The 17,554-nt window shown below is 52.9% G+C and carries 19 protein-coding genes and 2 tRNA genes; 9 read left to right on the forward strand and 12 right to left on the reverse strand.

The features are described 5' to 3' along the window. Window positions 1–113: 113 nt before the first annotated feature. From C1N64_RS15565 to C1N64_RS15575, 3 genes are all read right to left on the reverse strand, one after another. Window positions 114–1,913, reverse strand: a complete 1,800-nt coding sequence (locus tag C1N64_RS15565; RefSeq protein ID WP_133745348.1) for a DNA/RNA non-specific endonuclease — start codon at window positions 1,911–1,913, stop codon at window positions 114–116. A 272-nt stretch (window positions 1,914–2,185) separates the two neighbouring features. Next, window positions 2,186–2,533 (reverse strand): HNH nuclease YajD, encoded by a 348-nt coding sequence (gene yajD, locus C1N64_RS15570; RefSeq protein ID WP_033740398.1) that lies wholly within the window; start codon window positions 2,531–2,533, stop codon window positions 2,186–2,188. 37 nt (window positions 2,534–2,570) lie between these two features. Next, window positions 2,571–2,819, reverse strand: coding sequence for a hypothetical protein (locus tag C1N64_RS15575; protein ID WP_394514942.1), 249 nt, complete (start codon window positions 2,817–2,819; stop codon window positions 2,571–2,573). A 203-nt stretch (window positions 2,820–3,022) separates the two neighbouring features. Between C1N64_RS15575 and C1N64_RS15580 the strand changes: the two genes are divergently transcribed. Both C1N64_RS15580 and C1N64_RS15585 read left to right on the forward strand, forming a co-directional pair. After that, a tRNA-Asn gene (locus tag C1N64_RS15580) sits at window positions 3,023–3,098 on the forward strand. A 247-nt stretch (window positions 3,099–3,345) separates the two neighbouring features. Beyond that, window positions 3,346–3,747: a hypothetical protein gene (locus tag C1N64_RS15585; RefSeq protein ID WP_054633511.1), complete on the forward strand. Its 402-nt coding sequence runs from the start codon at window positions 3,346–3,348 to the stop codon at window positions 3,745–3,747. A gap of 270 nt (window positions 3,748–4,017) precedes the next feature. Here the strand turns inward: C1N64_RS15585 and C1N64_RS15590 are convergent, their stop codons facing one another. After that, window positions 4,018–4,488: an Lrp/AsnC family transcriptional regulator gene (locus tag C1N64_RS15590; protein ID WP_039338077.1), complete on the reverse strand. Its 471-nt coding sequence runs from the start codon at window positions 4,486–4,488 to the stop codon at window positions 4,018–4,020. Window positions 4,489–4,749: 261 nt separating this feature from the next. Between C1N64_RS15590 and C1N64_RS15595 the strand changes: the two genes are divergently transcribed. The 4 genes from C1N64_RS15595 to C1N64_RS15610 all read left to right on the forward strand — a co-directional run bounded on the left by C1N64_RS15595 (window position 4,750) and on the right by C1N64_RS15610 (window position 8,466). Then, complete coding sequence (locus tag C1N64_RS15595) at window positions 4,750–5,376, forward strand: LysE family translocator (RefSeq protein ID WP_054687572.1); 627 nt, start codon at window positions 4,750–4,752, stop codon at window positions 5,374–5,376. 147 nt (window positions 5,377–5,523) lie between these two features. Continuing rightward, window positions 5,524–6,171 carry a TetR family transcriptional regulator gene (locus C1N64_RS15600; protein ID WP_039338080.1) on the forward strand — a complete coding sequence of 216 codons (648 nt, stop codon included), beginning with the start codon at window positions 5,524–5,526 and terminating at the stop codon, window positions 6,169–6,171. Window positions 6,172–6,235: 64 nt separating this feature from the next. Next, on the forward strand, window positions 6,236–7,618 hold the full coding sequence (locus C1N64_RS15605) for a D-arabinono-1,4-lactone oxidase (RefSeq protein ID WP_394514943.1): 1,383 nt from the start codon (window positions 6,236–6,238) through the stop codon (window positions 7,616–7,618). Window positions 7,619–7,635: 17 nt separating this feature from the next. Continuing rightward, on the forward strand, window positions 7,636–8,466 hold the full coding sequence (locus C1N64_RS15610; RefSeq protein ID WP_039338083.1) for a glycosyltransferase family 8 protein: 831 nt from the start codon (window positions 7,636–7,638) through the stop codon (window positions 8,464–8,466). A gap of 72 nt (window positions 8,467–8,538) precedes the next feature. On the opposite strand, the gene C1N64_RS15615 is transcribed toward C1N64_RS15610, so the two are convergent. After that, window positions 8,539–9,660 (reverse strand): Gfo/Idh/MocA family protein, encoded by a 1,122-nt coding sequence (locus tag C1N64_RS15615; protein WP_172912959.1) that lies wholly within the window; start codon window positions 9,658–9,660, stop codon window positions 8,539–8,541. A 305-nt stretch (window positions 9,661–9,965) separates the two neighbouring features. Here C1N64_RS15615 and C1N64_RS15620 point away from each other — a divergent pair. Then, a tRNA-Asn gene (locus tag C1N64_RS15620) sits at window positions 9,966–10,041 on the forward strand. 125 nt (window positions 10,042–10,166) lie between these two features. Here the strand turns inward: C1N64_RS15620 and C1N64_RS15625 are convergent. The 6 genes from C1N64_RS15625 to C1N64_RS15650 form a co-directional block, all read right to left on the reverse strand. Next, window positions 10,167–10,436, reverse strand: coding sequence for a hypothetical protein (locus C1N64_RS15625; protein WP_110268265.1), 270 nt, complete (start codon window positions 10,434–10,436; stop codon window positions 10,167–10,169). A gap of 65 nt (window positions 10,437–10,501) precedes the next feature. Further along, complete coding sequence (locus C1N64_RS15630) at window positions 10,502–10,753, reverse strand: SymE family type I addiction module toxin (RefSeq protein WP_172912958.1); 252 nt, start codon at window positions 10,751–10,753, stop codon at window positions 10,502–10,504. Between the two features lie 666 nt (window positions 10,754–11,419). Further along, window positions 11,420–12,256, reverse strand: a complete 837-nt coding sequence (locus C1N64_RS15635; protein WP_033740411.1) for a hypothetical protein — start codon at window positions 12,254–12,256, stop codon at window positions 11,420–11,422. Between the two features lie 36 nt (window positions 12,257–12,292). Then, window positions 12,293–12,775, reverse strand: a complete 483-nt coding sequence (locus C1N64_RS15640) for an Hcp family type VI secretion system effector (RefSeq protein WP_033740412.1) — start codon at window positions 12,773–12,775, stop codon at window positions 12,293–12,295. A 31-nt stretch (window positions 12,776–12,806) separates the two neighbouring features. Beyond that, the gene (locus C1N64_RS15645) at window positions 12,807–13,289 is read right to left on the reverse strand and encodes an Hcp family type VI secretion system effector (RefSeq protein WP_039338087.1); all 483 of its coding nucleotides are present in this window, start codon (window positions 13,287–13,289) and stop codon (window positions 12,807–12,809) included. Window positions 13,290–13,749: 460 nt separating this feature from the next. Further along, window positions 13,750–14,772, reverse strand: a complete 1,023-nt coding sequence (locus C1N64_RS15650; RefSeq protein ID WP_054633503.1) for an LLM class flavin-dependent oxidoreductase — start codon at window positions 14,770–14,772, stop codon at window positions 13,750–13,752. 269 nt (window positions 14,773–15,041) lie between these two features. Between C1N64_RS15650 and C1N64_RS15655 the strand changes: the two genes are divergently transcribed. Together C1N64_RS15655 and C1N64_RS15660 are read left to right on the forward strand one after the other, a co-directional pair. Next, window positions 15,042–15,956 carry a ketopantoate reductase family protein gene (locus C1N64_RS15655; RefSeq protein ID WP_058701604.1) on the forward strand — a complete coding sequence of 305 codons (915 nt, stop codon included), beginning with the start codon at window positions 15,042–15,044 and terminating at the stop codon, window positions 15,954–15,956. A gap of 92 nt (window positions 15,957–16,048) precedes the next feature. Further along, window positions 16,049–17,107 (forward strand): LacI family DNA-binding transcriptional regulator, encoded by a 1,059-nt coding sequence (locus C1N64_RS15660; RefSeq protein WP_394514944.1) that lies wholly within the window; start codon window positions 16,049–16,051, stop codon window positions 17,105–17,107. 72 nt (window positions 17,108–17,179) lie between these two features. Here C1N64_RS15660 and tmaR read toward each other — a convergent pair whose 3' ends face one another. After that, on the reverse strand, window positions 17,180–17,506 hold the full coding sequence (gene tmaR / locus C1N64_RS15665) for a PTS system regulator TmaR (protein WP_033740422.1): 327 nt from the start codon (window positions 17,504–17,506) through the stop codon (window positions 17,180–17,182). Window positions 17,507–17,554: the final 48 nt, after the last annotated feature.

Here is a 17,554-nt window from a genome sequence, read left to right on the forward strand (position 1 = left end):
CAACCCGGTGCCGGCCGATACGTCAGTGGCGACAATATGCGAATCCTGCCCGTTCGGAACACCAGAACGGGCAGTGTGATGTCCCTTACATTCAGCCGATTGCCGCCGTCCCTTTATAACACCTCAGACCAGCTCATAATCAGCTTTGCCTGCACAGGATCGGCCAGCAGGCTGGGATCGGGTTGCCAGCTGTCCCAGTCGCGGAACGCGCTGAAATCAAGCCCGGTGAGTGTTTCCAGTGAACGAATCGAAACGCGGTATTCGTCCACCTGCGGGACCGCTTCCGGCTGCTGAAGCGGCAGTACGCGGCGCGGCTCGTCCAGCAACTTATCCTGACTGACCAGCAGTGCGGTGGCCTGCGGCGTGCCCTGCGGCCCGATGCGCAGTACCACTTTCCAGAACATCAGCGGCACCTGTAAGTTCCCGTATTGCCGGTGCTGATCGTTAAGTACCGGTCCGGTCAGCACGCTAATCTGCTGTTTGGTTTTTAACACACCATATTCCAGGATGTAGCGCTCAACACCTTGCCAGTACTGCACACTCTGGTTAAAGCGAAAATGCTGCGGTGAACAGTTGGTAAAATGAAACGTGTCTTTATTGGCGCGCACTGCTTCGGCCGCAGTGCCCCAGGTAGGATCGCTACGGCGGGTGAGATGGCCCCGATCAAACCAGCGGCTGAATTCACTATAGAACGCCTGGCCGGTGATATAGCGACTGTCGATACGGCTGTCTTCATACCAGCGGTCGCCTTCAGGGAGCAGCGAAGGTTGTCCACTGCCGCGGTCAATATTGATGTAGCGCGCACCATCAATATTGGTGGCTGTGAAAAAGGCCAGCTTCCGCCCTGCGCTCATGATCAGCGAGAAGTGCTCATAATCCAGCGTGGCTTCTGCACCGCTGCGCCCATTACGCAGCGGTGCGACTTCACTGGCGCGTGGCGCGATAATGCCGGCGACATCAACATGCGTGCCCGACAGAAAGCCCGCCTGATAACCATCGCGATTAGCGTAATTTTCATCGGGTGCAGCGGCACTGGGCAACACCTGTTCCGCTGCAGGCTCAGCCTTGAGCGCCTGCATCAGCGACGATTGCCAGGCTTCAGGTAACGTCGGCAGCGCGCCTTTAAGCCAGTCGGTAAGCGCGCTGATGCGGATGCCTTCATTGACCCATTTTCCGTTCTCTTCCACGCCACCGTGATGAAGCGCCACCAGCTGCCAGCTGTCATTGAAAACGGGTGCGCCCGACGAGCCACCTTCGCTGTCGGCTTCGTAGTGCAAAAACTCTTCATGACGGGCTAACAGTGCATTATTGCGCAGCGAGACCTGCTGCGGCGCACCGCCGGGATGGTGGATAAGATTAAGGTGGATGCCCAACGCATGTTTATCGTTGCGGTCATTGAGCGCCAGCGGCAGCGGTTGCTCGCCACTGTCGTCAAGCGCGTCGCCTAACGCGATCAGCGTGCAGTCCAATGCTTCGGTCGGGCTGGTGAGCCAGAAGCGTTCCGCATCCACACTGAAAAGACGTCCCTGAATCATCTCACCCGCTTCCCCCTGGCGGTAGCCAAACTGAAGCGTAATACGGCCTTTTTCAGGCGGTTCAGGTAACAAATGGTGATTCGTGACAAACAGGTTGCCCCAGGTTAAAAACCCACTGCCTTTGGGTACGCCATCTTCCCTGACCAGTGCCACCGCCCTGGCGGCGCTCAGCCCCTGCTGCAAAAAAGAGACGGGCAGCAAATCATTCGTGCCGATGATGACCTGTTGTCTGGCGCGTTGCTGAAAGGCATAACGCTGTGCGCGTCGTGAATCAGGTTCCGCTGGCAGACCCTGACTCAGCGCCGTGCGCGTCTGTTGCCGCTGTCCGGCTGTCAACGCCAGCCTTGCGGCAATCTGTGCTTGCAGTTGCTCGTTCATTCACTTCTCCATGGTCGACGGTGCCCCTTTAACCATAGCTGTTTAAAACGGAGTACGCGGCAGGTGAGCATATCAACGGGCATACTGCACTTTTGCACTGAGAGGCGAACGACATCACCAGGCTGTTGATTCAGCCTCGTGCGGAAGGGCTTTGCCCCTGGGGGATAAGCGGCGAACAGTCAGAGAGGGAGTGGATAGCAGGCGCATAAAAACGGATGCGCGTCTGGCCGCTGTCAGGCGCGAACGCAAAGGTCACGTCCGGGCCTTCAGTCTTACTTTTTCTTATCCAGCATTGCCTTTAAATCCGCAAAGGGATTATAGGTGGCTTCGCCCACGTCTTTTTGCGCGTCCTCACCCGCCACAACCCGGGTGCCATACTGGTCAGCTTCCGTATACTTCGAGTGTTCGTGATCGTGGCAGTACAGGCACAGCAATTCCCAGTTACTGCCATCTTCCGGGTTATTGGTGTGGTCGTGATCAATATGATGAACCGTTAATTCACGCAGGTTGGAATAGACAAACTCGCGCGAACAGCGCCCACAAACCCATGGATAGATTTTCAGGGCTTTCTCACGGTAGCCACTTTCAAGCCGTGAGTAGTTTTTTGGAATCAACGCCATGACGATATTACCTGTGATAAAGAGTGTTTGAGACAAGCTACAGGGACGAATGCTGCATACTACGTCCGTGGATGGCGCAACGCCAGCCTTCTGCGGTGCGTTTGTGGCTGTGGTAAGGAAGACGTAGCACGCTATCGCTTACCGATATGCTGTGGAAACCTGTGGCGCGAATGCACTCGACGTGAATGAACAAAAGCAGGCTGTGCTCGTTTATCAAAAGCTGGGCTTTGCCATCCTGGGCCGCCTGGAACAGGATGGTCAGGCTAATCCGTTTCCTTTGTTGCATAGGCATCGATGATGCGGGTCGCACTCACCTGTCCGGCATGGGTGCTGTGATAAAACCATTTTATGGATGAAGAAGATCGGGAATGCGCAAAGTTGCGCTTGAAACAACCAGAATGCTGAATCCTTCAGCAAACAGACTGTCCGGCGCGAAAACCGCTTTGACTCAGTAAGATCAGTCCATTACTATGCGCCCTGTAGCACGATTCCTCTGTAGTTCAGTCGGTAGAACGGCGGACTGTTAATCCGTATGTCACTGGTTCGAGTCCAGTCAGAGGAGCCAGATTAGAAAAACCCGCTCAGGGAAACAGGAGCGGGTTTTTGTTAGTCTCTTAAACTCTCTCTGCGCCCGAAGTCGTTTCAGTCAACACCGGGTTGTCAAGATAAACCGCTTCGCTCTCCAGTATTAAACCATTCACTCGCTGTTCGCTAATATAAAACACTCGTTTATCAACGGTTTATAGACCGAAATATACGCCGGGTGCTAGTGTTTCGCCTTATAACAAAAATATTAACCCTTGAGGCGATTAATGAGAAAGCGTGTGCTGTATTTTGCTTTAACGATGATGTTGACAGGATGTGTAGCCCGTTCTCATGAACCCGATCCACTACAAGTGCAGCTTGCCAGTTACGGTACGCTGCCAGACACTTATAAAACGGATGTCAAAAATACGTTTTATTATCATCTGAAAGATCCTTACAGCGCGCATTATCGTTTTTTTAAACCTTTTAAAGGATATACCTGGGTAATGAATGTGCCCGAAGATAAAGAAGAATTGATGTTTGGCTGGGTCATCCCCGGCGTGATTAATGCAAAAAACAGTTTTGGCGCTTATGTCGGCGCGCGCAGATTCGTGGTGATTTATTCAAATGGTCAATACCACAATCTTTACTACACGAAAGGCACGAAAAAAATCGGGCGGGCACCTTAAAACAGCATTCAGTTTTCTGAACCATTAACACGCCATCGTCAATGGCGTGTTTTTCAAATCACAACGATAAAGGCGCAGAGTTTCGCGGAATGAATGCCCATTGTGTCGCCTCATATTACCTCTGCCCACGCCAGAGACATCAAAATGCCTTTTATGGCATCCCGGCTTTTCCGTCATTTCCTGTTCTTTATAACTGTCGCGTCAACGCTACGTTAAACGCGGCTGAGTCCGGCTGCATCACAGATGCTGCATAAGATTCAGCCGGTCATATCAGTGTGAATTTTTAACCGGATAAGCGGTCAGCGGTTTGATCTCTTTAAGCACAAACATACTTTGCATCTCTTTAATGCGCGGCAATCTGCGTACTACAGACATGGCGAACTCCGCATAAGTTTCGAGATCGCTCGCCACAACCTGTAGCAGGAAATCGGCATCACCACCGATACTGTAGCAGGCCACCACATCATCCAGCGCCGTGACCTGTTGCTCGAATTTTTTTGCCTCATCCTCGCTGTGGCAATCAATAACCACACGAATAAACACCATGACCCCGGCGCCGATTTTTTTGCGGTCCAGTACAGCCCGGTACCCCTGAATGACGCCCTGCTCTTCCAGCCTGCGCACTTTACGCCAGCACGGTGAGGCAGACATACCAATCTTGTCAGCCAGTTCCTGATTAGTAATACGGGCATCGTCCTGTAAAACACGCAGGATTTTCATTTCTGTCTTATCAAGCAGCATACCGGTCAATTCCTTCCGCTACATTTCGTTTATGAGGTTAATTCTTGCAAAGAATACGATAAATGAATGTGATTGAGACAGCCTATTTCTGTCTCGCCAGGACATACTGTTTTCAGGTGCTGTACAAGGTGCAGATCAAAAGAAATGGCCGGACAGGGCAGATTAAGGCGGCAGACGAGTCCGGGTTGTCCTCGTCATGCCGCTTTTCATGGCCAGCCTGTCTGGATTTTATCCCGACATAACATTTATGAAGGAAAGACGATGCCTGCGATAACAGAATTACTGCCTTATATACTGGCGCTGGGTCTGGCCGCGGCCATTCCCGGCCCGGGCATGACAGCGATCGTGGCCCGTACCCTTAACGGGGGCTCTCTGGCGGGTTTGGCTGCGCTTGCAGGCGTAATAATGGGCGATTTATTTTATTTGACGCTCGCCGTGTTTGGCCTGGCCGTTGTCGCTCATACCTATACCGGACTGTTTACACTGATTAACTGGGCTGCGGCGCTCTATTTAGCTTTTCTGGCCTGGCAGTTCTGGTCTTATCAGCCGCATTCCATCACGCTGGACCAAAAAGTGACGCACAAGCAACTGACTTCTGCCTGGCTGTCAGGCCTGACCATCACACTGGGCAACCCGAAAACAATCGCGTTTTATCTGGCCATATTACCGCTTGTGATATCGCTGGAGAGCATATCCTTTACATTCTGGGCAGCCATACTGGTGCCCGTTACCGCAGCGGTGCTGCTGATGGTCGGAGCCATGTTTATTCTGGCGGCAGTAAGCGTTCGCGCATTACTGACCAGCCAACGTGCACAGCGCATCATGTTTAAATCGGTCGGCGTTATCATGCTGCTGGCCGCCATCGGTATGATCCTGAAAACGCTTTAATGCCGTGACCGAGGTGACACGGCTTCCCGTGCGACGTCAGAACAGACTGATTAATCTTCATTTGCTCTCGGTATAAGTAACAGCCCTGATCCGCTGTGGTAACATCTTGCCCTCACCTTCTCGTTACCGGGCACCCTGTTGAGCACTATGTCAGACACTACGAAACGCAAAAATGATCCTGAAGGACTTAAAAAGCGCATTCTTGCGAGCGCACTGACGACCTTTGCTGAGTTTGGTATGCAAGGCGCCCGTCTTGAGCAAATTGCTGAAAATGCCCAGACGACTAAACGAATGGTGGTTTACCATTTTGGCAATAAGGAACAGCTCTATATCGATGCGCTGGAACAGGTTTACCAGCAGATCAGGGAGCATGAAACTGGCCTGAATCTGGCCTCGCTCGCCCCTGAGCAGGCCATCATAAAACTGGTTGAAGCCAGCTTCGATTACCATGTTTCCCACCCGGATTTTGTGCGTCTGATCTGTATGGAGAACCTGTCTCGCGGCCGCTACATCTCGCAGTCTGCCCGTCTGAGCCAGCTGAACCGAAGTGCGCTGGACTTACTGGACGATATTCTGAGCCGGGGACAGCAGCAGGGACTGTTCATCAAAGAGATCGAGACACTGGACGTGCATCGCCTGATCAGCAGTATTTGTGTGCATCAGGTCTCCAACCGCTTCACCTTCAATACGCTGTTTAGTCGGGACAAAAATGAAGACGAGATCATCCGTCGTAATCGCCAGCTCGCCGTCACGGCAACGCTGCGCTACATCGGTTGCTCACGCCACGCGTCCTGAGCGCTGAAAAGGATAGTCTATGCTTAAGTGGTAATAACAATATCACTTAAGTAAGGAAAGCAGCTTGAGCAGAGACGCCAGCCTTTATCCGCTTCGCCAGACGCAGCGTGAACCTCATGACAATACACTCTGGAACTGGGCGCAAAACGCGCCGATTGGTACACAACAGCAGGTAAAACGCCCTGCCAATGAGGCGGCTTTGCAGCAGTTACTGCGCGACACTCACAACACAGTGCGCGTTATTGGCAAAACCTACTCACCCGGCAGAATGCTGGCTGTGCATCCCGACGATCTGCTGCTGGATCTGAGCGCCTTTACCGGCCTGCTCCGCAGCGATGCTCACAGCGTTACGTTTGCAGGCGCCACACCGCTCAAACAGATCTACAGCACCCTGACAGACATGGACCGCATGCTGGCCTCTTCGCCGGGCGTGATCTCCGTGCAGACGCTGGCCGGTGCGATGGCAACCGGTACGCACGGTCAGGGTCTGCAGCAAAGCTCCATTGCGGATGAAGCCGAGCAGATCCGTCTGGTGCTGAGCGACGGCTCCATACGGGAGCTGTCGCGCGGTGACGACGATTTTGCGGCGGCGCTGGTGTCGCTCGGCACCCTGGGCATCGTGACCGAAGTGACGTTGCGCACCCAACCGTTCCGCATCTTCACCTGCCACAAGAATGCGGTTTCGGCGGACAACCTGGAAAGCGATCTGCTGCGCTGGAATGAGGATTATGCACTCAGTAAGGCCTGGTGGTTTGTTGACGATAACATCATGCACGTCTGGAATGCACATCAGGCCAGCTACGATGAGATCCAGCGTTACGAGCAGTCGGGACGCGAAGTAGTAGAACATGCCGATGAAGGTGATGACAGCCTGAACGATACTATCGAACAGACGCTGGAGCACATGCATCGCGATACGCAGATTCACGGTAAAGGCGGCAAACAGTTCCGCACTGTGACTCGCTTTCGCGACTTTACCGATGTCACAGGCGACATCTACCAACTGTTCTGTCGCGGTATCGCCGTGCCGCAGATCAACGTTGAGATTGGCGTTCCGCTGGCGCGCACGCCGGCGATCATCAGCAAGATCAAACGCTGGTATGCCGAAAATCGTCCGCACATGCACTATCCGATTATCCTGCGCTGCACCGGTGCCTCATCCGCCTGGCTGAGCCCCGCCTTCGACCAGCCCACCTGCTTCTTTGGCTTTGTCGTTTATTACGCAGATGATGGATCGCTTTCTGAGGCCGGCCTGCACTTTTTAAGCGAGGTGGAGAAACTGCTGGCCGAAGAAGGTGGGCGTCCGCACTGGGGTAAATATTACGATGCCTCGCTCTACCACTGGCGGGATCTTTATCCGCACTGGGACCGCTTTCGCGCCCTGCGTGAACAACTTGATCCGCACCACCGCTTCAGCAACGACTATACCGCTGCACTGTTTAAATAATTTAAAAAAGGGATGTTATGTTTGCCTGGGTAACGTTACTGACGCAACCGGATTATCTGGTGGGCGTGAAAGCGCTGCACCGTTCACTGCAACAGACGAAAACACGCTGGCCACTGCTTGTGATGGCCACCAATGCTATCAGTGACAGCGAGTGTGAAGCCCTCAGGGATGAGGGCTGTATTATCCGCCGGGTTGATCCGCTTTATCCGGATAATGATTTGAATCAGCACTATGCCTCTGAACGCTTTGGCGAGGTCTGGACTAAGCTGCGCGCCTGGCAGTTGACCGAGTATCGGCGCGTGGTATTCCTGGATGCTGACATGCTCATCTTAAAGAATATGGATGAACTGTTTACACTGGACCTGGGTGACTTCGTGCTGGCCGCCTGCCACGCCTGCCGCTGTAATCCCAACCAGATTGAGTCCTATCCTGACAGTTGGGAGCCCGAGTTCTGCCACTATACCTGGCAGGAGCGCGAGCAGACGCCGCCGGCCCATGTGGATTATTACCTGAACGGTGGATTCCTGGTGCTGGAACCGGATGAGGCTGTCTTTAACGATCTTGAAGCGCGTATTGCCGCCATTGATGACCTGCGCGCCTATGCCTTCTCAGAACAGGACTTGCTCAACGAAGCTTTTAAAGATAAATGGCTGCCCCTTTCCTATATTTATAACGCGCTAAAAACGCTTCGTTTTCAGCACGATACATTGTGGGAATGTAAAGAGGTGAAGAACCTGCACTACATTCTGGCGAAGCCCTGGGAGCGGGATTTGTCACAGCCGGTGAGCCAGCGTGACCGCTATTACGCGATGGACAAGCTGTGGTGGGACAAAGCATCTGACTGCTGATAACAACGTGCGCCTGCCTGTCCGCAGGCGCACAGGTTCCCGTCTGTGCATTAAAGTATGCTGTAACTACTATCAGACTTCCTGCCAGCACCGTTCTGTGGCGGACAGCGCAATCGCCTCCAGCACCTTTTGTACCTGCAAACCTTCGGCAAAATCCGGCCACATACGATCGCCTGCGGCGACGCCATTAATCAGATCGCGTATTTCCACGGTCTTTTGATCGTTAAAGCCGATACCGTGGCCTGCTGACACACAGAAACTGGCGTAATCCGGATGAGCAGGCCCGGTCAGAATCGTTTTGAAGCCCTGACGCCCGGCGGGTTCATCATGAAGATAGAGTTCAAGCTCTGCCATCCGTTCCTGCGTATAGCGCAGCGTGCCTTTGGTGCCCGTCACCACATAGGTCAGGCCCATCTTGGCTCCGCAGGCAATGCGCGAGGTTTCAATCACGCCGTGAGCCCCGTTCTGGAAACGCAGCAATGCGCTGGCCTGATCTTCGTTTTCAACCGGTAACTGACGACTGAGATCTTTCGGGTCAGGACGCGACCTGATGACCGTCATCATATCGCCGCTGACTTCCACAATATTGCCGACCAGATAATGCGCCATATTGACGATATGCGCAGCCAGATCGCCCAGGGCGCCCAGTCCGGCCAGCGCTTTTTGGCAGTGCCAGTCGAGCGGAGTGTCAGGTTTTGCCAGATAGTCCTCGTTGTGCGTGCCATAAAAGTGCACCACTTCGCCGATTTCGCCTCGGGCAATAATCTCTTTCGCCAGCTGACTGGTGGGGTTTTTCATGTAATTGAAGCCCACCAGCGTTTTCACGCCGGCCTTTGCAGCGGCTTCCACCATTTCCCGGGCATCCGCTACGGTCAGGGAAAGCGGCTTTTCGGAATAGACATGTTTACCGTTAGCAATCGCAGCCAGCGCCATCTCTTTATGCAGAAAATTGGGCGCACAGATATCCACCACATCAATATTGGGATCGCACACCAGCTCACGCCAGTCACCGGTTGAGCGGGCAAACCCAAAGGTGGCGGCCTGCTTTGCCGCCAGTTCCGGATTCACCTCTGCCAGCATCTCACGGATAATCTCCCCTTTTAACGCAAACACCGCAGGGGCCTGGGCATAAGCAATCGCATGACAGCGGCCAATGTAGCCACTGCCGATCATGCCGATTCTGACTTTGTTCATTTGGACTCCGGGCGAACAGCGAAAGTTGAAATGAAATTTAAATTCCATTTATTAGCATTTCAAACTAAAAATGAAATAAATGTGACGAACATAAAGAACAATCGTCACTGTCCAGTCCAAGGCGACGTTTTACGCGGTTTGGGTTTCTGTTTACGCAATAAGAAACCCTGTGAAGCCGCTTGTTAGCGTTAGCGATACGGCACAGCGCACAGAGTTGGCGAGTATTTCAGCAATCAGACACTTTTATGAAAAAGAGTTTTGACAAGCCTGCACGACGTCGATAATATGCGCCCCGTTCAAACGATTCCTCTGTAGTTCAGTCGGTAGAACGGCGGACTGTTAATCCGTATGTCACTGGTTCGAGTCCAGTCAGAGGAGCCAGATTTAGAGAAGCCCGCTCAGTGAAACCTGAGCGGGCTTTTTGTTTTGGGAATGGCGTGAAATACGCAACAATCCAGGTCGCGTTACAGCGCAGGGAACTTAACGCAGGCGCTGCTCCGGCTGCGCTACTTCTTACCCACGATAAAACCCGCTACCGCGCGTAAGCCATCGATGATCGGCATCGTTGCCGCCCCCGCCAGGAAGTCCTCGTAATCCGCCTGGTTACGTTGGCGAATATCCGCAAAGCGAGCGAGTGCCTTTTTCTCACTGGACGCACTCATCTCCTCAAATTGCTTTTCATAGCCCTGCGCAATGAGCTGGGTAGCCTCGTCTGTAGACGATTTTTCCAGCACGACAATCTGCTTACCCTTTTGGAAAAAACAGTAATGTGGCATGTCAGGCTCCTTAAACGGGGCGGTTGATTCTGTAACTATAAACGGTGGTTAGAGCAACACAACCCTTAACGCGCTGGGGAAAGGTTCTCTTCTGACTCCGGTGTCTCGACCTGCAACACGATACAGCCCTTGCTGATCTCTGCCCTTACCTTCGTCCCCGTCTCGAATCCCAATTCACGTAACCATTTGCCACTAATGTTCAGTGCAGGTGTGCTGGTGTCCCCGAATTTAGGTACATATCCAACTGTATAATGTCGCTGGGTTTTAAATGAGGCCGCCGTAAGTGCAGCGTCAGAAGATCGGGCATTCATCGTCATTTGCAAGCTCCTGGTCAATAAGGTGAGTCCATCATTCGCGAGGCCATTTGGCGCGATACAGGCCGGATGAGGCTGTACCTGCTTCTGGTGCACCAGCACCGGGTTTGCGCCTTCAGACAGCCCGCTTACTGTTTATGTATGCAAGACATCAATGAGTTACAAGAGTGCCGACGCGCTGATATCGGGAGGTTTTCTTACTGGGCTGGTCCCGCTATCGGGTCTGACAAACGCTTGTTAACCATAACGATTTTAGCGGATGACAACAAGTCAGGACCTGGAAGCTAACTCGCATAACGTTGACAATATTCTGCTGTCTGTCCCGTCCGGCCCTGCGGCCGACTGTTAATGCGCCTCCAACGCATACGGCGCGCCAACTGACACGCCGTATGCGCGAATGGTTGATGTGAATGGTGGGACCTGAAGCCTGACTTTTGGCAGGCGCAAAGCAATACCGTTTACCCGGGCGGAAAAGCGCGGGATAACCTTTATCCGCGCAGGGTAACTTATCTGAGAAGTGAGTCGGTAAACGCAAAATCCAGGGCGTATGCTTTAACCGGTAAGGTGGTCAGTCTGCTTACCTTTATCAAGACGTGAATTCATCGTCCGGTACGCTAAGCGGGCTTGCCGTCTGAATAGCGTTGCCTTCAGACAGCTTTTCGCCATTCCTTACGGGAATTTTAAGTTAATCAGATTACTGTACTGCGTGCGTGAAAGAGAAAGGGGTGCCTGGTTTTTAAAAAAAACCTTCACAAACTCGGCACTCGTGCCATACAGCTCCACACGCTGATATTCATGGCGGATAAATTGCTGAAGGATGGGCGTCATGTCCCGCGCATGATCCTGGGGCCAGGCGTTATGGGATGCCACGGTTTGCTCAAAGGTGAGGGGCGTACGCATTTGATCGTCGGGTTTAAAATTAGCGCGTTTACGCTCCGCTTCTGTTTTGAAGTCTTCAAAGGCTTCATGTGCAGTATTAAAGAGATCCGCGAGTGCTTTGATATGGGCAGCCATCTGATTAACGGCAACGGTTTTTTTGTTGACGAAGTAGACGCCTACCGCAGAAAAGAGTGCCGCCAGTACAGGAAGAGAGCCCCGTCCAATAATACTTCCAAGACCCTGGTAAGCGGACCATAAAACCACACCTGTAGCGCCAGTAGAGCTTGATATCGCACCTGTCGCAATCGAACTTGCCTGCTGAACTCTGACGCCGCCAATACGATTGTCAAGGTGCCGAATTTCTCCGCCAGGCCTCCTGACTGAAGCCGACTCTTCGTTCCAGGTTTTATAACGACGGTTATTATCTTCTTTATAATTCGACATCGCATAAGCAATCTGGCTGGTATCGGTTTTACTCAGCCGGGCGATTTCCGCTGGTTCAAACGATCTGACTAAAATCAGCGCTTCATCAAGCACCTCTTTGGACAGAAAGTTAGCGGAACCCGCAGGATTAAAACGAGGGTCCGTAGTCAGGCCCTCAATAAGACTCACTTTTGGAAATGCCATAACGCCCTCACTTTTTGATGCCGCCCGACGAAGTCATTAGTTTTCTTTATTTTGTTTAATATCCCAGCCCATCTGTACAGAAGCGGCTTTCGTACCCTGAGAAGCCTGTTCCCAGTATTCCAGTGCCACTTTGCTGGCCTGAAAGGAATATTGCATACCCAGCGTTGACGCGTGCCCGACGCCGGTGAAGTCAGTCTGTGTCACCAGGACATCCTCAAGTGTGATGCGGGTATACTCCACTTCCTGTCCACCCGCCTTGCAAACGGACAGCTGAACTTTCGGCAGATGTTTACCACTGGCGCAATATTTCACTAATGCAGGCGTGGCCTTATCAATTAAGGCCTCAACGGTTAAATCGCGGTAATTTACTTTACCTGCTCCCCCACCGCCGCCAACGGCCATATTCCCTGGCTGCTGCGCGCCCCAGTCAAATGAAAGTACATCAATCCATTTTTTATGATTCGCATTTTGCGACTCACCTTCAATCCCGTCTATCTTCAAAAATATATCAATAGCCATTTTTCACCTTTATATTTACGGGCAGATTAACTCAGCTCTCTTTATTTTGTTTAATATCCCAACCGGCTTTGCTTTCCGCACCTTTAGTCCCGCTGGCGCTTTGCTCCCAATAGCTGGTAGAAACTTTAGATGCCTGAAAGGCATAGTCCACAACAATAGTGTCACTTTGCCCGATACCGTTGAAATTCGTTGCGGTGACCAGAACATCTTCCAGCACAATTTTCGTGTACTCAATCTGACTACCGCCAGCTTTGCAAACCGACAGTTCAACTTTTGAAACATGCTTTCCGCTGGAACAGTATTTAAGAATGGCTGGCGTGGATTTATCGATTAAGGCTTTGATCCGCAGATCGTTAAAACTCACTTTCCCCGCGCCACCACCGCCGCCAACAGCCATATTGCCGGGTTGTGAAGCCCCCCACTCAAATGAGAGTACGTCGGTCCATCCTTTATGTTTACTGTCCTGTGATTCACCTGTGGTGCCTTCAACTTTCAAATAAATATCGATCGCCATTCTTTTTTCCGGTTAGTTTGGGGTGGGACAAAATGCACGATGCACATCGCCAGGCTGAGACATTTCGTCAGCATCAGTGCCATCTTAAATTCAGGATAAGCACCAGCCTGTCATTTCTGTTCGCTATAAAGTGGAAATAAAAAGATGACTGCGTTATTCACGCAGCAATTAGGGATAGTTAATCAGGCAACGATTCTTTCTACGCCCTTTACTCATTAATAAAATTAACATGAGTTCATGTCAATTAATTTACAACGCGCATGATTTTATTGAGATAAATCCGAAAGAATTATTCTTAATAAGAAATTGTGTCGCGACGAAATAGTTTTTTAAAATAAAAAAACGGCATTCACTGCTACGTAACCGGGAGAGAAGACAGGACATCAGGATGGAAAAGAATGAAAAACCCCGCGCAATCCGGACTGCGCGGGGGCCTTATTCTCACAGAATCAGTTAGCGTTTAACGCCAGCCTAATTCAGGAGCGACATACTTCAGAATCGCTTCAATCACATGGGCATTATATTCCACGCCCAACTGATTCGGCACGGTGAGCAGCAAGGTGTCCGCTTCGGCAATCGCCTGATCCTCTGCCAACAGTTTGATCAGCTTTTCGGGTTCAGCCGCGTAACTGCGACCGAAAATGGCGCGGGTTTTCTCATCCAGAAAACCGACGGAATCCTGATCCTGACCACTGCGACCAAAGTAGGCGCGGTCCATATCATTCACCAGCGCGAAGATACTGCGGCTGACGGAAACCCGCGGTTCACGTTGATGCCCTGCCGCTTTCCAGGCGTCACGGTAGGCGCGAATCTGTTTGGCCTGCTGGATGTGGAACGGCTCGCCGGTTTCATCATCTTTCAGCGTCGAGCTTTGCAGATTCATGCCCATTTTCGCTGCCCATACTGCGGTGGCGTTGGAACCCGAGCCCCACCAGATACGCTCACGTAAGCCTTCCGACAGCGGTTCAAGACGCAGCAAGCCCGGTGGATTGGGGAACATTGGCTGGGGATTCGGTTTAGCAAAGCCTTCGCCACGCAGCGCATCCAGGAACACTTCCGTATGGCGACGGCCCATGTCCGCATCCGTCTCGCCTTCCTGCGGCACGTAGCCGAAGTAACGCCAGCCATCAATCACCTGCTCGGGTGAACCACGGCTCAGTCCCAACTGTAAGCGACCGTTGGAAATCAGATCCGCAGCGCTGGCATCCTCCACCATATAAAGCGGATTTTCATAGCGCATGTCGATCACGCCAGTCCCTATTTCAATTTTTTTGGTGCGTGCACCGACCGCAGCCAGCAGCGGGAACGGCGAGCTGAGCTGACGGGCGAAGTGGTGCACACGAAAATAGGCCCCATCCGCGCCCAGTTCTTCCGCTGCGACGGCCAGGTCGATAGATTGCAGCAACACATCCTGGGCAGAACGCGTGGCGGACTGCGGCGAGGGCGTCCAGTGGCCAAATGAGAGAAAACCAATCTTTTTCATCTGTAACATCTCCTGGCGAAAGACGGGTGCTTTCGCATGATAAACATCGATGAAATAAGGTTACGCCAGCCATGTCATGAGGGATAGTGAATATACTTAAGCACTATATTCAAGATTTTTGACATAGGTCGCGCTCAATGGAACACGATCAATGCGCGATTCTGTGCCCATGCGGAATGTAATAATGCTTGCGGGCAGAATGGATTTTAACGCATAACTAAACTTTCTGTCCTGCATCTGGACAGGCGCGTTTAACAGAGGGAAAAGGGATGCGTATTTTACTGGTAGGTGCGGGTGCAACCGGCGGTTATTTTGGTGCGCGGCTGATGCAGGCCGGGCAGGATGTGACCTTTCTGGTCCGTGAAGGCCGTTTCCGTCAGTTACAACAAACGGGCCTGGTGCTGCAGACCCCATCAGGGCAGGAAACGCTGCATCCGACGTTGATCACTGCCGACAGGCTGGATACGCATTACGACTTAATCATCATCACGGTCAAAAGCACCGGTCTGGATCAGGCCATCCAGGACATTGCGCGGGCTGTCGGTCCGCATACGCTGATCATGCCGATCCTGAATGGCATGCGGCATATCGATACGCTGGTCACCCACTTTGGTGCCGACAGGGTGATCGGTGGGCTGTGCAAAATTAACGCCACGCTGAACGACCAGGGCCATGTGGTGCAGTTAACGCCTCTGCACCAGATCTGTTACGGCGCGCTGGATGGTAATAATGATGCCCGGCTTCAGCAGGTTGATGTTGCCCTTCGCAGCAGCGTTGTCGACACAGTTTTTACCGACAATATTATCGGTGAATTATGGGAAAAATGGCTGCTGCTGAGCACGCTCGGTGCCGTGTGCTGCCTGGCGCGGGGGAATACGCAACAGGTGCTGAACCAGCCAGGCGGCGAGATGTTGCTTCAGGGCATTTATAGCGAAGTGCTGCAGATTATCTGTGCTGAGGGCTACCAACCGCGCCCGGCCGTGACCGCCAAAATCTACGCGCTGCTGAACGACGCGTCGACGCCGATGACCTCCTCAATGTATCGTGATTTGACCCAGGGCTTTGCGATTGAAGCCGACCCGATCATTGGCGACCTGCTGTTACGTGCCAGCCGTCATGGCATCACTGCACCGCTGTTGAACGCGGTCAATGTCAACCTGCAGATCTATCAACAGAACCGTTAAACACGGATGTGATGAGCACGCAGCCACGCCGTTGCACGACGCGTGGGTAACGGAAATTTGTTACACTCGCTGCCTCATCTTTTGGAGGAAGAATGACGTCCCGCTCTGTGACCCTTGATGATGTTGCCCAACTGGCGGGCGTTTCCTATCAAACCGTTTCTCGTGTGCTTAATCGCTCTGAGCAGGTTTCTCCCCGTACCCGCGAAAAAGTGGAAGCGGCGATGCAACAGCTCAACTACGTTCCCAATCGGGTTGCGCAGCAGTTAGCGGGTAAAGCCACGCGGACCCTTGGCCTGGCCACCAGCAATCTGGCGTTAATGGCCCCAGCGCAGATTGCCTCGGCAATACAGCAGCGCGCCGCCAGAGCCGGCTACCATTTAGTCATTGCCATGGACAGCGCGGACGATGCCGAAGCCACGGTGAATGAACTGATGGCGCAGCGCGTTGATGCCGTACTGATTAATATGCCGCTTGAGGCCGCCGACGCGGAAAAAATCCGTCGTCTGTGTGGCAAAAAACCGGTGCTGTTTCTGGATGCTGAACCGCACGCCGTTGTGTCTCATTGCCAGTACTCCAATGAAAAAGGGGCGCGGGCCGCAGTTGAGCATCTCGTCGCGCTCGGACATACGCACATCGGCCTGCTGAATGGTCCGGTTCGCTCGGTATCGGCCCGTCAGCGTGAAGCGGTCTGGCGCCAGGCGCTGGCCGGGCACGGTCTGTTTCCCTGTTGTGTGCTGCGCGGCGACTGGAGTGCCCAGTCGGGCTATCAGGCTATGCTGTCTCAGTTACCGGACGCGCTGCCCCAGGCGCTGCTGGTAGCGAATGATGAAATGGCGCTGGGTGCCATGCGGGCATTGCATCAGCATGGCGTGGCGATTCCGGCTGAAATCTCCATTGTCGGCTACGATGACACGGCAGAAAGCGCCTGGTACCAGCCGCCGCTGACCACGATTCGTCAGGATCTCCAGCAACTGGGTACCACGAGCGTCGAGCAGGCGCTGGCCGCGCTGCAGGGAGAAGCGGTCGCGTCACGGACGCTGGAGCCGGTACTGGTCGTGCGGGAAACCACCGCCGCGCCGGTCAGCAAAGACGCAGACTTATCCGCGCTGGCCCGTCAGTTACAGCAGATTGCCCGCAAGCTTTCCCGCTGATCGCGGACGCAAAAAAACCCGCCCAACCGGATGGCTGGAGCGGGCTGGTTATCCGCGATAATACGCGTTGCCTTATGGCGTTTTCGTCTCGCCCACGCCCATGGTCTTGAGCTTTTTAGACAGCTCGCGGCGCTCTTTAGACAGGTCAGCGTTTTTGATGATGTACTCATCCACGCGATCTTCATAGTCAGCACGCATGCTGGCGATGATTTCCTGAATCGCCTCAACGCTCATGCCGGGTTTGATGTATTCGCTCAGGTTATCCAGCAGCAGCACACGCTTTTGGTTGTCACGAATTTTCTTCTCATTATCGACGATTTCACGCTGCAGTTTGTTCTTGCGGCGGAACGTACGGACAAACTCAAGTACGTCCTGAAATGATTGCTTGGCATTTTCCATGATGGCACCTTTCTTTAAGCCTGCTAAAGCAGGGAGAGAGTCAAAACG

Source organism: Pantoea sp. SGAir0215, from assembly GCF_043543215.1.